Raw genomic sequence first — 12,780 nt, 5'->3', positions numbered from 1 at the left:
CGCCAAAATACAAAACGCGGCAGGAGTACAATCTCCGCCGCGTCAGATAAAATCTACAGGTTCAGGTGCCGTTTGGCCGGCAGCCTCGTACCTTGTCAATGCATCGACAGCCATTCACGTGCTGTGCGCTGCGCCTCGGCAATCTGAGACGGGCTCATTTCACCGGAAATCTCCTTGCGGTACTGAGCAGCATTCTTGTTGCCCTTCAAAGCGGCGATGTTGAACCACTTGTGTGCCGTGATCAGATCAGTTTCGCCGTTGCGGCCACAGGCGCTGTCCAGCCCCATCTGAAACAGGATGTCGGCGGTGACGGGCTTTTCACCCATGGCGGCCATATCAGCCGAGTGTATTTCAAAACGAGCCATTTCGCTCCCCTTTCGTCCTCTGTTAGACTTCCCCAGAAACGTAAGCTTTCGTGCAGCTTTCCCGTTCGTTTCTTGATGTCTACTTGATCAGGACCAGTTAAATAGCTCGTAAAAAAACAGGTTTAACGCATCGAGAACAAAACTTTAAGCAAATCTGAAATTTACAGGATGGTAATCATGAGCGTACGAATTCAGCTGATATTTCAATGATATTACCCGAGAATTTGACAAGGCACATAAACACTCTATTCACCAAGCTGAGCGTTTCAGTCTTTTTCTCAGATACATCCAACCGCAGATCTTCCAACAATCCGGGGCCGCAAACATGTCAGCGCAGACGATTGTCTTTCTTCACGGCACCAACGCTTCATCGTGGACCATGTCCCCGTTCCACAAATTTTTCGAGGATCATGGATATGACTGCCACAGTCCGACTTATCGCTTTCACGATCTGCCGGATGGCGCGGAAAGAACAGATGCGCTGCGCGGGGCCAGCATTGCCGACTATGTTGACGATATTGCCGGGTTCATCGGAACGCTTGGGACAGAACCCATTGTTGTTGGCCATTCACTTGGTGGACTGATTGCACAATTGCTTGCATCGCGCGGCTTGATCAAGGCAGGTGTACTGATCAACAGCAGCATCATCAACGGTACGGTGCCGACAACGGAAATGGAACGCGCACTTGGCAAGATGTTCATGTCCGCCGGGACTTTCTGGGAAGAAGTACCCGGTCAGGATTTCGATCTCCTGGCAGCTTACGGGCTGAATACAATGCCGGTCACGCAGCAACATGAAATCTGCGACCGGCTCAGCACGGAATCCGGACAGGTTCTCTTCGAGCTGTTTTTCTGGATGTATGACATGCAACAGACCACGAAGGTCGACTTCGAAAACGCTGATACCCCACTTCTGTTTTTGTCAGGCTCAGAAGACAAGGTCGTTCCTCCCTCGACGGCGAAAACGATGGCTGACAGATATGGCGATCTGGCAACCTTTGTCGAAGTCGCGGGCCGGTGTCACTACATGCAGCTTGAAAAGGGATGGGAGGAACTCGCTCAACACAGTCTGGACTGGGTTCGCCTGCTTCAGCACAAGACATGACAGGCTCACGCTTGAGGGTTGCGTCATCGGCGGGCTTGCCTGCAAAGGAGAAGCCTGGATCCGCGCAGACTGAACCAGAACGATCGCTGGGCCACCGCGATTTGGCAAGACCCCGCCGCGTCCGGAAATCGCACACTGTCGCAAAATGTTTCGCCAATGCAGCGGAGTAAACACTGCTTCATTCGACCTGCTTTCACCTTCCAACGACAGAAGTTGTCAGACCAGCATCTTCTTGTAGCCAAAGTGGCTCTGATCATATCCGAGACGCAGATAGAAGTGGTGCGAGCCTTCCCGTTCCTTGTTCGATGTGAGCTGCAGCATGCAGGCATTCGCGCTTCGGGCAAGAATTTCGGCGTGATCCATCATCTGCCGACCGATGCCATTTCCCCTCTGGTCCGGCCTTACGTGCACACTTTCGATTGTGGCGCGCGGGCGCCCCTTGAACGCAATGCCTTTGAGGAAGTGGATCTGATAAGTGCCGACCACTTCGTCTGCATCGTTGAGTGCCACGTAAATATCCGCTTCGGGAGCGGTCACCAGGGCTTCAAAAGCAGGCTGATAGTCCTGCCATTCTGCAAATTCCCGTCCCTGGCGCACACTTGTGGCGCCAACATTGATGATGGCGACGATTTCGCGAAGGTGACCCGGTTCTGCCCTCACAATCCGTATCTTTGAAGTCACTTGACGTTCCCTGAATCTCCACGGCGGCCAATTGGCCTCGCCGACATTGGACCGACCATCAGGATCACCTGATCTGAACCGATAAAAATTGAATCAACTCATCTTCAATTCATGTATCAAGATTTAAGCCGCGATCCATACCCTTTCCCAAGATTTCGGCAACTCGGTGGGGTTCATGGACATGTTTGACTGGGGCGGTTGGGCAGTGGCTATCGGCAGCGGGCTGATCGGTGCGGCCCTGGTCTGGGGCCTGTCCGCATCAGCCCGGCCGACCGCGGTTCGAAAGGGACATGTCTGCTACCTGACCTATGGCTGGCCGGTCAAGTGCCTTGCCATTTCACTGGTGCCGTTCGCCATCTTGTTTGTCTATGCGATGGCGCATGCACCCGCCAGACAGATCGCGATGGCGTTCGTCGTGACGGTCGCGTTTCTCGCGATCACCATCTTCGTCAACTATCAGATCTTCTTCGTCAAATTCGGATATGACCGGAACAAGATCTATTTCAGCAGCCCGTTTTTGAGAAACGCGAGCGTTCCCTGGGACCATCTTGAATTCGTCGGCCATTCGCATCTGGTCCAGGCCGACTACATGGAAGTCTCGGGCATCGGCCGCATCTGGTGTTCCAGCTTCCTCAACGGTTATGATGAACTTGGCCTGTTTCTGGAACGCAAGGCAGATGCACTCCTGACACCAGGCAGTTAGGCAACCGCCAAGATCTCACGACTGAAACAGCGTTTGCCTTCGATCAGCGACACAATTCGTCGCTCGCGTCGAGTTCCGCAACGCCCCACCAGGTCGTCCGCCATCCATGGTCTTTCCAAATGTGCGGCCAGTTGCCTGCCAGATAGGTCGCAGACAGCGGCATGACGGGACTGCCGAAAGTCACTTGCGTGTACCGGTTAGCCGCGGGACTTTCGGGTTGTTTCTCGCCATCTTCCCAGACAAAGAAGCATTTTTCCCGTGGCGGCGTTCGCGCCGGGATCGCGTTGGTCACAACCCTTGCACCCGGAAACAGAACTCTCAGGTTGCCGCCCGTGTATCCGTTTTCCGCAATCAGCGTCGCCTTCTCCGCTCCCAAGGCGGCAAGCGGGCTCTTGATGTCGGCATAGGGTTTCATGTGGCGGCACTTGCCGCCGCACCAGAACCTGTCCGGCGCGATAATTCCGGGAATGCGGGCAACAAAGACCACCGCAACAACGGCAAGGATGATCGCCCCCAGCCAGCGCCATTGCTTGAGAAACCCGAAGCGCTCAAGATCCGCAAACAGATAGATCGGCAAGAGCAGCATCAGGGGATGCATGTGCCGTTCCTTGACATAGGTTGCGCCGGTGACGGCAATCATCAGCGCCGTCAGCACGATCATCGCCAGGACGGTTCGGCCACACAGGCGGGCAACATCGCCAACTTCCGGAACCACAGGCGCTTTCCTGCGAAGATATCGCGGCCAGAAAACAATGAGAAGCAGCGGCACCAGGAGAACGGAGAAACCAAGCAAACCAAATGCGAGCTTGCCCAACCCCTGCCCGGCCCTGGCGAGGTGGGACGTCTCTGCAGCCACGCCCATCGTCTTTGACACCGAGGCAAACAGCTGAAGACCTTCCGTCATGATCCACCAGGCGTAAGGGCTATAGACGATTGCAGCAGCAACCGGAACAACCGCCAGGCCCAATACCCTGATCCGGTTCCGCCAGACGCCGTCGCTCAGCGCAGCCAGAACCAGAGCCAAAACGAAGATCGGATAGGAATGTTTTCCCAATAGCCCGGCGCCGGCAACGGCGCCAAACAGCAGATAAAATGACAAGCGCCCTGTTTCGAGCGCCTTGATGAACAAGAACGCACTTGCGGCGCATGCCGTTGTCAGAACAACGGTATGGGTCACACCCTCGTGCAGGTTCCAGCCGAACTGGTAGTAGAGCGAATAGGAAAAGGCGCAGAGAGCTGCCAGCCGCGGATCGGACATTGCCTTGCGTGCGATCAGGAACAGAAACAGCGCCGCAATCGAGATCAGCGTGTATTTGACGAACAATGCAGCCCAGATCGTCGGACCGAATGCCTGCTGTGCGGTCCACAACACCCATTCATAAAGCGGTGGCTGACGCAGCATGTAACCGGGTTCGAGCGTTTGAACGAGAACGTTCTCGAACATGTCGTCCGTCCCCAGAACGGGCGTTGACAGAGCTCTGAGCAGAAGGTGTGACAATCCCCATAATGCGACGAGGCCCCAGACACCAAGTGGTGTGGCAAGAAACGGCACGGTCTGTCGGGCAGAATTGGCGGTTGCTGTCATTCGGTCAATTGAACGCTTTCAGGTTGCCAAGCCCTTTAGCTTATTTGGCGGCACCTGCCTAGCACAGTGCTGCTGGTTTCAAGTTCAGGTAGCGTCTTGCGGGTGCATTCGGCCAAGGCCCGAATACACTCCCTCAAGCCACCTGGTCTGCGTAGCGCCTGCCAGGCCGGCGAACGATCAGCCGCGATAGGTCGCCAGTTTGTACGCAGCCAGGGAAAAGAAAACACCCAGCCCTGCTTCAATCCAGCGCCTGCTCCTCCGGTAGAAGTCGACAACCGGTTGCGTCGAGAAAGTGATCGCATAGCCGAGGTGCCCGAGGACCGACATGAGCGTGCAACAAGAAATCAGCGACAGGCCAACCCAAAGCGGCGCGTTTGGTCCAAGACCCACGCCCACGATCGCGATCCAGTGGAGAGCTGCCTTCGGATTGGTCATCTGAATGGCAAGCCCCTGAAGAAACAACCTGTTTCCTTTCGCTGACCGCACCGCGACATTTCCCTCCGGTGTCGCTGCCGACCGGAAGGCCCTGTAGGCAAGCCAAAGCAGATAGATGGCGCCCAGAATCTTCAGGAAGGTAATCGCATGCGCATAGGCTGCGATCAGCGCGGTCAGTCCAGCCACGGTGAGCGTCGCCCAGATGCCGGAGCCGATCCCGACGCCAAGCGCCAGCTTCACACCCGATGCCCGCCCCCGCTCCATGGACGTTCCGATGATCGCCAGGATATTGGGTCCGATGCTGATGAAGCCGACGGAAAAAATTCCGAGCGCCAGGAGAAGGCTTGCAAGATCCGCGTTCATGACAGTTTTGATCCATCAGTTCCTGAAGTAACACAGCAACCAGCAGACCTGGTGGTGTTGCGGAACTAAACTAACAGGGTTAGCTGATGGCTCTCAATCCAAAAACGACCAGGTGTCCGCCCCGTCGAAGTGGCGGTGGCCAATGGCTTCAATGGTTCCGGGACGGGCAAGACGCAGGTTGACTGCCATGCGCCCTTTTGCATCACCGGCAACGGCTTCCCAATGAGTGGTTGAACCGCAGGTTTTGCAGGTATGAAAGGCGAGCTGCCTGTCGCCCCAAACATAGCTGGTTGTTGCCCCGGGTTTCGCCGTCACCGCAATGTCCCCGACTTCACCATGGCCCCATACGGTCCCCAGACTGCGGCAGATCGAGCAGTTGCATTCCACGGCGAAGCGAGGCCGTACCTTCAACTGGTAAGTCACGGCACCGCAATGACAGGAACCGGTAATGGGCAGTTCTACGGCCGAGACTTCATTCTCACCTGCCATAACTCACTCCAGGCCGATCTTCTGTTTCAAAAGATCGTTCACTGCCTGCGGGTTGGCCTTGCCTTTGGACGCCTTCATCACCTGACCGACGAACCAGCCGACAAGGTTCGGCTTTTCCTTGGCCTGTTCGGCCTTGTCCGAATTGGCGGCGAGGATCTCGTCGACAATCGCCTCGATCGCGCCCAGGTCAGTCACCTGTTTCATACCACGATCTTCAACGATCCGTGCCGGGTCACCGCCTTCCGTCCAGACAATTTCGAACAGATCCTTGGCGATCTTGCCTGAAATCGTTCCAGCCTTGATAAGGTCGATGATGGACCCGAGTTGAGCCGCGGAAACCGGGCTGTCCGCCAGATCCGTGCCTTCCTTGTTCAAGCGGCCGAAAAGTTCGTTGATTACCCAGTTTGCAGACAGTTTGGCGTCACGCCCCTTGGCAACATCCTCAAAGAAGTCGGCAGATGCCTTTTCGACAACCAGGATATCGGCATCATACGCGGTCAGGCCGTAGTCACCGATGAAACGAGCCTTCTTGTCGTCCGGCAGCTCCGGTAGGTGGCCAGAGAGTTCATCGACAAATTCCTGGCTGAATTCGAGCGGCAGCAGGTCGGGATCCGGAAAGTAGCGGTAGTCATGCGCTTCTTCCTTCGAGCGCATGGACCGGGTTTCACCTTTCACGGAATCGAAGAGACGGGTTTCCTGATCTATTTCGCCGCCATCCTCCAGAATCGCGACCTGACGCCGGGCTTCGTATTCGATGGACTGTCCCACAAAGCGGATCGAGTTGACGTTCTTGATCTCGCAACGGGTGCCGAATTCGCCGCCGGGACGCCTGACTGAAACGTTGACGTCCGCGCGCATGGAGCCCTGGTCCATGTTGCCGTCACATGTTCCCAGGTAGCGCAGGATCGTGCGCAGCTTCGTCAGGTAGGCCTTCGCCTCGTCAGACGAACGAAGGTCCGGCTTGGACACGATTTCCATCAGCGCAACGCCAGAGCGGTTCAGATCCACGAAGGACATTGTCGGATGCTGGTCATGCAATGACTTTCCGGCGTCCTGTTCCAGGTGGAGGCGTTCAACACCGATCTCGACCTGTTCGTCCGGCATGTCGAGCAGGATCTTGCCTTCGCCGACGATCGGCTGTTTGAACTGCGAAATCTGATAACCCTGCGGCAAATCCGGGTAGAAATAGTTCTTGCGGTCGAACACGGATTTCAGATTGATAGCCGCCTTCAGCCCGAGACCGGTTCGGATTGCCTGCCTGACGCATTCCTCGTTGATCACCGGCAGCATACCTGGCATGGCGGCGTCGACGAGACTGACGTTGTTATTCGGGTCCTTGCCGAATTCGGTCGAGGCGCCGGAAAAGAGCTTGGCTTCGGAAGTCACCTGGGCATGGACTTCCATGCCGATCACGATTTCCCAATCGCCGGTCGCTCCCTTGATGAATTTCTTCGGATCGGGTGTGCGTACGTCGACAATCGTCATCTTCGTCAAAAATCCTGTTCTGTTCGATTTCGCGCGCAAAGGAGCGGTGTCAAAACGAACTCCAAGGCGCAACTACTTTGCAGACTGTTGACCTATTCGGGAATTGATTGGGCTGCAAGGTTTTCCTTGCCAAGAACTGTTTCTTTCGCACAGAGAGCTGACCCTATTGGTCAGGACCGGGGTTCTGCGCCTCGCCCGTGCGCATGATGAAGCCAATCAGAACCGCGACTGCCTGATAAAGTTCTATTGGAATTTCCTGATCGATTTCGATCTGGGACAGGGCTTCGGCCATCATCGGGTTCTGTTCAATCGGCACACCGGCTTCCTTGGCCAGCCTTTCAATCTGCTCGGCAATCGAACCAGCCCCTTTAGCCGTGACCACCGGTGCGCCTTCGTTTTCGTATTGAAGCGCGACGGCCAGCTTCTTTTCCGGCGGTTTGTTCGAACTCATTGCCTTTTCCTATGATTGCCGATCGATCAGCGCGCCGTATTTCGCCGCCGTTTTGGGCGGCAAGCCCCGGACGAGCCGAAACTCCTGCAGATCGAGTCCAGCATCGGCAAATGACGCTTCGACTGATTCACGAACGGAATTCAGGTTGTCGAAAGTTTCCTTGCGATCCACCCAAAGGCTGACAAACGTTCCGCCGCCGCGCAAACTGACGGCTGCCTCCAGAGGGCCTGTTGCCGTGAGGTCGAGTGCGAAACGAAGCCGCCAGGCCTGTTCGTCCTCATCACCTTCCTCCTGCCCACTGCCATCCCTGCCAACCTGCATTTGCATAACGGCGGTTTCCTGACCAAGCGAAAGAGGCAGTTCCAGCACGATATCCATCGGACGCGTACCCAGCTTTTGCCGTTCGTCGCCCGCAAGACCCGAGTTGACCAGTTGCGTCATCCGCATTCGGGCAAGCGCAGCGTCGGTTTCCTTCAGCAATGACTGCAGGTTCTGCGGAGCCGCACCTGTCCAGAATCCGCTTGCGGCTTGTTGCGCCTGCGCTTGGGGTGGGCCTTGCAATGTCGGTACAGAGGGCTGGCTGGCAGGCCGGGTCACCTGGCCCTTGCTACCAAATTGCTGCAGGATCGATCTGAAGGAGAGCAGAACGGACTTGAGATCCCCCTGGCCAGCCGAACTCCCCTGACCGGGAAGTACAAGATTTGCCTCCCTGAACTGCCCCGAGTGGCGAACTGCTTGTTGAAGGCCGGCAGCCGTCGGTTTCTGTACAGTGTTCAGCCTCAATCCGAGGATCTGCTGCATTGCCTTGACCACAGGATCAGGCATCGATACCTGCCCGCTTGCCTGTGCGGACATCAGACTTCCAACCTGTGCGAACAGATTTCCAAGACCCGATTGTTGCTCGCCGAGTGGCTGCATCAACTGACGTGCAATTTCCCTAACCGGTGCCTGAGTGCTTGACGCAGCAACGTTTGTCGGAGCACTTTCCCGACTATTGCTCGTCAAACCGGCGGGTTGATAAGGCTGGCTTTGAGCAACACGCAAACCTTCCCCTGCCTGCAACTGTCCCTGCAGCTTGGCTCCCGTCGCCCCGGATGTAATTGCGGAAGCGGAAACCGGTCCAATAGGCGCCTGAACAATGCCGCTGACAGTTGGGCCTGCAATGTTCGGGGAAGCCGCGCTTTGGGTCGTCACGCCGGGTTGCGCCGTCAATGGTCCGGGTGGAGCCGCCAGTCGACCGGGCAATTGTCCGGGTAACGATGGCAAGGGGCCAGTTGCTGACTGGCCTGCAACAGTGCCGGTCGCACTCGTCCCGCCCCCCAGCGCAATACTCCCCTGCGCAACACTCCCTTGCGCAACACTCCCTTGCGTAACGCTTCCGGGTGTAGTGTTTCCTGGAGAAGCAGGTTGCGCTGTCGTCGTGCCTGTGGAAACCGGCGCTGTGGGGGGCACAGGACCGCGTGAAGCGGCAGGGCTTACTTGCCCTTTGGCTATGACTGTATCAGTGCCTACTTTAGGTTGCGCAAGCAGCGGCTTGATTACCTGGCTCGAAGGGCCTGAAATCGATACAGCGGATGCGGTAACAGGTCCGGACGAAATGGGTGTCGCCGGAGACGCGGGTGCCGTTGAGGTTGCCGGCGCGGTCGGCGCCGGTGCCCGCCCTGTGTTTCCGGTTTGCGGCAGCGCTGTAGAATTTCCTGGCAACGGTGCTGGAACAGAACCCGAGACACGGGGGAGATTGCCGGCAGCGGGCAGATCAATTGGCGACCCACCCGCATTGACAGTGACCTGTGCAGGTTGCAGCGGTGCAGTGCTTTTTGCAGGAGTTCCGGCCAGACCTGGTGGAATGAAAGATCCGCCCGGTCTGAAACCTTCGGTGCGAGGAGCGACTTGCGTTTGTGCCGGCTGAACAGGCGTTGTTTGCGTGGTTCCGGAGTGGACCGGTGCCTGACCCGTCGGCAAGTGCAAGGCCCGCCCCCCGGTTTGCTCGGCAGTGGCCTGAAATACAGGTCCTGCCGGTCGCGGGGCCTGCGCATTGGCCTGTGGCGCCTGTGAGGCCTGCGGGGCTTGCGGGACTTGTGGGGCTTGTGGGGCTTGTGGGGCTTGAGTGGAATTTGAAGCAACTGGAGCGGTTCGAGCCTGTGCCACGTTCGGCTGCGTTTGAAGGATACCCGCGGCTTCATTTTTTAGCTGCCCTGCAACGATTCCGGGTTGCGGAACCTTCTGGGGCTGGGGTTGGGGCTGGATCTGAGGTTGCGGCTGGGGCTGTTGCGGCAGTTGACCTTGAAGCTGCGACGGATTTTGAGGCTGCGGCTGAAAACCAGGCTGCGGAACGGGTTGAGGTTGGGCCTGAGGTTTCACCTGAGCGCCGCTGCCGTCAAGACCTTGAGGGGGAACAATCGTGATCTGAATGGCAGGGTTCTGTCTGCTACCTGTCACGGTAACAACCACTTCCGTACCCGGCGGCAGCGGTGTCCGGACCCGCAAGTCGATCTTGGCATCGGCAGTCACCAGGCGCACGACACCACCCGGCAGATTGGTCTCCACCTTTGCTTTCAATTCAAGACCAGGCTCAAGCCTCTGTGATCCCACGGCAATTCCGGGACCCAGCGTCAGCGGTTGAGCGCTTACTGTTTCGACCATCGCACTGCCTCACGCAATCGCGGAACTGCAGAATCATAGACTTACAGTATGGCCGGTTTCTTAAGCTGTGCCCAGACTTGACCCTGATCAATGCCAACTTGAATTCAACAGCCCATCCTTGAGGTGAATCTGACAGGAGATGGCAGCCCGGCAAAGCAATGCCCTGACGACCGACCGGAGCCAATTTCAACGTCAGTCCTGAAGAAGGAGAAACAGCTTGAACTGGATGGATCGCCTCAATGAGCGTGCGGAACTGATGGGTCGAATGCTCGATGCGATCGGTGCCATGAAGAACATGCCGACCGGAATTCACTCGAATGCAGCCATACGATCGGCAGCCGTGCGCTGTATCAATTGCCGGAATACCGAGGCCTGCAAACAGTGGCTTTCCGATCACCCGGATGGTGCAACTCACCCGATGAAGAACTGTCCCAACGCAGAACTCTTCAACAGTTGGCTGGAAGACTGATCTTCCTCATGGATTGGCAGTCAGGTTTTGTTGCGTTGCCTGTTCAGCCAGAATGCCAGGCTGCCGGCCAGAACACCACCAACGAAGCGAAACGGAAACATCGCCAGGGCACCCGCGTCCTGTGAAATCAGCTGCGGCAATTGCAGCATGCCGACTGCAGCTTCCAGGATCAGCGAAAGTGCCGCTGCGGCAAACCCGGCAATCCAGAGTTTTTGAGCTCCATCGGCCCGCCATCCCAGATAACCGCCGATGACAAGCGCGAACGGGTTTAGGAGTCCGGACATCCCGAAGAGATCAAACCAGGTATCAGATAGCATTTCCATACCCCCTCTTATCGCTGGCTCCGCTGAAATGCGAGACAAAATCTGCCTTGCATCATGCCGATTGCGCCAGAGAGATTATTCTAGTTGGTCAAAATAAACTTTTCTAAACGGTCAAATATCATTGCCATGATGCTGATTGCCGTGAATAAATCGTCGAACAATCGACCGACACTGCAGTGAGATAAATCTCGGTTCACCTACATATTCTCTGTTTTACTTTTCCGGTCCTTGTGTTATCTTTCCTACTGAACCTTATTTTATGTCCGATGAACTTCGGACACTATTGTTTGCAAGTTTTTATCATGACCGTTGCCTCAACCGCACCATCCGACGATCCCACTATCGAAGCCCTGGGTAAATCCGACCGCAGGCTTGCGATCTTATGTGGTCACTGTGGCCGTTTCCGTTACATGAACGGTGCCCGGTTCTCGCAAAACCAGAAAGTTTCCGCCCTGAGCGAAACTCTTTCCTGCGGATTGTGCGGATCAGAAGATGTCACTGCAATAGCAGTTTCAAGACATCCCGAAAATGGCTACTGGCCAGCTGAACGCAGCTGAATGACCTCATCACCACGGGTGAAACCAATCCGCAACACCTTGGCTTGAACCGCCTCGATTCGGCTAGTCCACGTTTCTGCAGGTATTGTCAGTTCTTCAACTCCATGATACCCGCCCCACAGAATTTGAGAGGATTTATGTCCGGATCACAAGAGTCCCGGTAATCCCCGACTGAAGACAGTCGGGTCATGCAACACGGCGCGGCATGCGATCTGCTGCAGCGACCGGATTCTTGCATTCAGATTCAGGTTCTCAAAGACATCGATGGACATATCAAAAGCCGAGCAGCGGGTCTTGCACCTGCTCGCACAAGGTGGCTGTATTCTCGTGGAAAAGAACGAGGCAGGCCGCATCACCAAACAGGAAACGATCACACGGGATGGCTGGTACTGGGGAGGCTGCTCTCTACGGCTGTTTCGTAAACTCAAATACAAACGCCTGATTGCGTCACGAAACAGTGGTCCCTACAGGATTACACCGCTGGGACTGCGAAGGGTCCGGTCCCAGCTGGACAATCGTTGACACTTTTCAAACCAGACCAAGAAAAGAAGGCGCGCCGAAAACCGGCGCGTTTTCTGTTCATGTGGTGTGACGGAATCCGCCTGTTGCAGCCGTCTAGGCTTCAACAATATCCGGTTTGTCGCCAAGCAGATAGCGCGGTCCTCGCCCATGGCGGGATGCGGCGTCGCCAGCGTTATAGAGCCTGCAGGATTTCATCGAAAGACAGCCGCAGCCTATACAGGCATCCAGCTTGTCCCTGAGCGCGGTCATCCGTTCGATGCGTTCATCGAGATGTTTCCGAAACTCTCTGCTGATCCGGGTCCAGTCCGCCTTGTTCGGAGCCCTTCCTTCCGGAAGTCCGGCCAGCTGCCGTGATATTTCCGAAATCGTGAAGCCGAATTCCTGAGCCACAAGCACAAAGGACAAACGCCGGATGTCGGCCCTGAGGAAGCGCCTTTGCCCACCGCTGTTTCGGACGGGATGAACCAGACCCTTTTCCTCGTAGAAGCGGATCGCTGATACGGACAGCCCTGTCCTTTCCGACAACTCTCCGATCGAGAGGAGGTCACTACCTTTCATAACCCTGTTCAAAATATTCTCATTTTTGCTCTTGACCTCAAGTTTA

At 56.3% G+C, this 12,780-nt stretch carries 15 protein-coding genes; 5 read left to right on the top strand and 10 right to left on the bottom strand.

Annotation, left to right across the window (positions count from 1 at the left end; all coding sequences use genetic code 11):
- Positions 1-95 precede the first annotated feature (95 nt).
- Entirely contained in the window at positions 96-365 is a 270-nt protein-coding gene (locus LA5095_RS04440; RefSeq protein ID WP_172670855.1) for a hypothetical protein, read from the bottom strand.
- Between the two features lie 325 nt (positions 366-690).
- On the opposite strand from LA5095_RS04440, the gene LA5095_RS04435 reads away from it, so the two are divergent.
- Entirely contained in the window at positions 691-1,470 is a 780-nt protein-coding gene (locus LA5095_RS04435; RefSeq protein ID WP_055112249.1) for an alpha/beta hydrolase, read from the top strand.
- A 216-nt stretch (positions 1,471-1,686) separates the two neighbouring features.
- Here LA5095_RS04435 and LA5095_RS04430 read toward each other — a convergent pair whose 3' ends face one another.
- Entirely contained in the window at positions 1,687-2,151 is a 465-nt protein-coding gene (locus LA5095_RS04430) for a GNAT family N-acetyltransferase (RefSeq protein WP_055112247.1), read from the bottom strand.
- 175 nt (positions 2,152-2,326) lie between these two features.
- Between LA5095_RS04430 and LA5095_RS04425 the strand changes: the two genes are divergently transcribed.
- Entirely contained in the window at positions 2,327-2,854 is a 528-nt protein-coding gene (locus LA5095_RS04425) for a hypothetical protein (RefSeq protein ID WP_029066255.1), read from the top strand.
- Positions 2,855-2,897: 43 nt separating this feature from the next.
- Here LA5095_RS04425 and LA5095_RS04420 read toward each other — a convergent pair whose 3' ends face one another.
- The 6 genes from LA5095_RS04420 to fliK form a co-directional block, all read right to left on the bottom strand.
- Positions 2,898-4,439 (bottom strand): glycosyltransferase family 39 protein, encoded by a 1,542-nt coding sequence (locus tag LA5095_RS04420; RefSeq protein ID WP_055112245.1) that lies wholly within the window; start codon positions 4,437-4,439, stop codon positions 2,898-2,900.
- A gap of 177 nt (positions 4,440-4,616) precedes the next feature.
- A complete protein-coding gene (locus LA5095_RS04415) occupies positions 4,617-5,237 on the bottom strand; it encodes a LysE family translocator (RefSeq protein WP_055112243.1) in 621 nt (206 codons plus the stop codon).
- A 93-nt stretch (positions 5,238-5,330) separates the two neighbouring features.
- Complete coding sequence (locus tag LA5095_RS33020; RefSeq protein WP_055112241.1) at positions 5,331-5,726, bottom strand: GFA family protein; 396 nt, start codon at positions 5,724-5,726, stop codon at positions 5,331-5,333.
- Between the two features lie 3 nt (positions 5,727-5,729).
- The gene (gene gatB / locus LA5095_RS04405; RefSeq protein WP_055112774.1) at positions 5,730-7,211 is read right to left on the bottom strand and encodes an Asp-tRNA(Asn)/Glu-tRNA(Gln) amidotransferase subunit GatB; all 1,482 of its coding nucleotides are present in this window, start codon (positions 7,209-7,211) and stop codon (positions 5,730-5,732) included.
- A gap of 163 nt (positions 7,212-7,374) precedes the next feature.
- Complete coding sequence (locus tag LA5095_RS04400; protein ID WP_029066260.1) at positions 7,375-7,662, bottom strand: EscU/YscU/HrcU family type III secretion system export apparatus switch protein; 288 nt, start codon at positions 7,660-7,662, stop codon at positions 7,375-7,377.
- A 9-nt stretch (positions 7,663-7,671) separates the two neighbouring features.
- Positions 7,672-10,305, bottom strand: a complete 2,634-nt coding sequence (fliK, locus tag LA5095_RS31950; RefSeq protein ID WP_082442765.1) for a flagellar hook-length control protein FliK — start codon at positions 10,303-10,305, stop codon at positions 7,672-7,674.
- A gap of 226 nt (positions 10,306-10,531) precedes the next feature.
- On the opposite strand from fliK, the gene LA5095_RS04380 reads away from it, so the two are divergent.
- Positions 10,532-10,774: a DUF6455 family protein gene (locus LA5095_RS04380; protein WP_035900960.1), complete on the top strand. Its 243-nt coding sequence runs from the start codon at positions 10,532-10,534 to the stop codon at positions 10,772-10,774.
- A gap of 20 nt (positions 10,775-10,794) precedes the next feature.
- On the opposite strand, the gene LA5095_RS04375 is transcribed toward LA5095_RS04380, so the two are convergent.
- The gene (locus LA5095_RS04375) at positions 10,795-11,097 is read right to left on the bottom strand and encodes a hypothetical protein (RefSeq protein ID WP_055112233.1); all 303 of its coding nucleotides are present in this window, start codon (positions 11,095-11,097) and stop codon (positions 10,795-10,797) included.
- Positions 11,098-11,399: 302 nt separating this feature from the next.
- Here LA5095_RS04375 and LA5095_RS04370 point away from each other — a divergent pair, with 302 nt between their 5' ends.
- Both LA5095_RS04370 and LA5095_RS04365 read left to right on the top strand, forming a co-directional pair.
- On the top strand, positions 11,400-11,654 hold the full coding sequence (locus LA5095_RS04370) for a hypothetical protein (RefSeq protein ID WP_144436073.1): 255 nt from the start codon (positions 11,400-11,402) through the stop codon (positions 11,652-11,654).
- A 264-nt stretch (positions 11,655-11,918) separates the two neighbouring features.
- The gene (locus LA5095_RS04365; RefSeq protein ID WP_029066267.1) at positions 11,919-12,176 is read left to right on the top strand and encodes a YjhX family toxin; all 258 of its coding nucleotides are present in this window, start codon (positions 11,919-11,921) and stop codon (positions 12,174-12,176) included.
- A gap of 93 nt (positions 12,177-12,269) precedes the next feature.
- On the opposite strand, the gene soxR is transcribed toward LA5095_RS04365, so the two are convergent.
- On the bottom strand, positions 12,270-12,734 hold the full coding sequence (gene soxR, locus LA5095_RS04360; RefSeq protein ID WP_055112229.1) for a redox-sensitive transcriptional activator SoxR: 465 nt from the start codon (positions 12,732-12,734) through the stop codon (positions 12,270-12,272).
- Positions 12,735-12,780 lie beyond the last annotated feature (46 nt).

This window comes from Roseibium album, from assembly GCF_001404515.1.
GTDB lineage: Bacteria > Pseudomonadota > Alphaproteobacteria > Rhizobiales > Stappiaceae > Roseibium > Roseibium album.
This window is presented reverse-complemented; position numbering and strand designations above follow the sequence as displayed.

Coding starts and splice junctions, on each gene's coding strand:
- LA5095_RS04370 (WP_144436073.1), top strand. CDS start 11,400: ATGACCGTTGCCTCAACCGCACCATCCGACGATCCCACTATCGAAGCC.
- LA5095_RS04415 (WP_055112243.1), bottom strand. CDS start 5,237: ATGAACGCGGATCTTGCAAGCCTTCTCCTGGCGCTCGGAATTTTTTCC.
- fliK (WP_082442765.1), bottom strand. CDS start 10,305: ATGGTCGAAACAGTAAGCGCTCAACCGCTGACGCTGGGTCCCGGAATT.
- LA5095_RS04420 (WP_055112245.1), bottom strand. CDS start 4,439: ATGACAGCAACCGCCAATTCTGCCCGACAGACCGTGCCGTTTCTTGCC.
- LA5095_RS04380 (WP_035900960.1), top strand. CDS start 10,532: ATGGATCGCCTCAATGAGCGTGCGGAACTGATGGGTCGAATGCTCGAT.
- gatB (WP_055112774.1), bottom strand. CDS start 7,211: ATGACGATTGTCGACGTACGCACACCCGATCCGAAGAAATTCATCAAG.
- soxR (WP_055112229.1), bottom strand. CDS start 12,734: ATGAAAGGTAGTGACCTCCTCTCGATCGGAGAGTTGTCGGAAAGGACA.
- LA5095_RS04365 (WP_029066267.1), top strand. CDS start 11,919: ATGGACATATCAAAAGCCGAGCAGCGGGTCTTGCACCTGCTCGCACAA.
- LA5095_RS04435 (WP_055112249.1), top strand. CDS start 691: ATGTCAGCGCAGACGATTGTCTTTCTTCACGGCACCAACGCTTCATCG.
- LA5095_RS04425 (WP_029066255.1), top strand. CDS start 2,327: ATGGACATGTTTGACTGGGGCGGTTGGGCAGTGGCTATCGGCAGCGGG.
- LA5095_RS33020 (WP_055112241.1), bottom strand. CDS start 5,726: ATGGCAGGTGAGAATGAAGTCTCGGCCGTAGAACTGCCCATTACCGGT.
- LA5095_RS04400 (WP_029066260.1), bottom strand. CDS start 7,662: ATGAGTTCGAACAAACCGCCGGAAAAGAAGCTGGCCGTCGCGCTTCAA.
- LA5095_RS04440 (WP_172670855.1), bottom strand. CDS start 365: ATGGCTCGTTTTGAAATACACTCGGCTGATATGGCCGCCATGGGTGAA.
- LA5095_RS04375 (WP_055112233.1), bottom strand. CDS start 11,097: ATGGAAATGCTATCTGATACCTGGTTTGATCTCTTCGGGATGTCCGGA.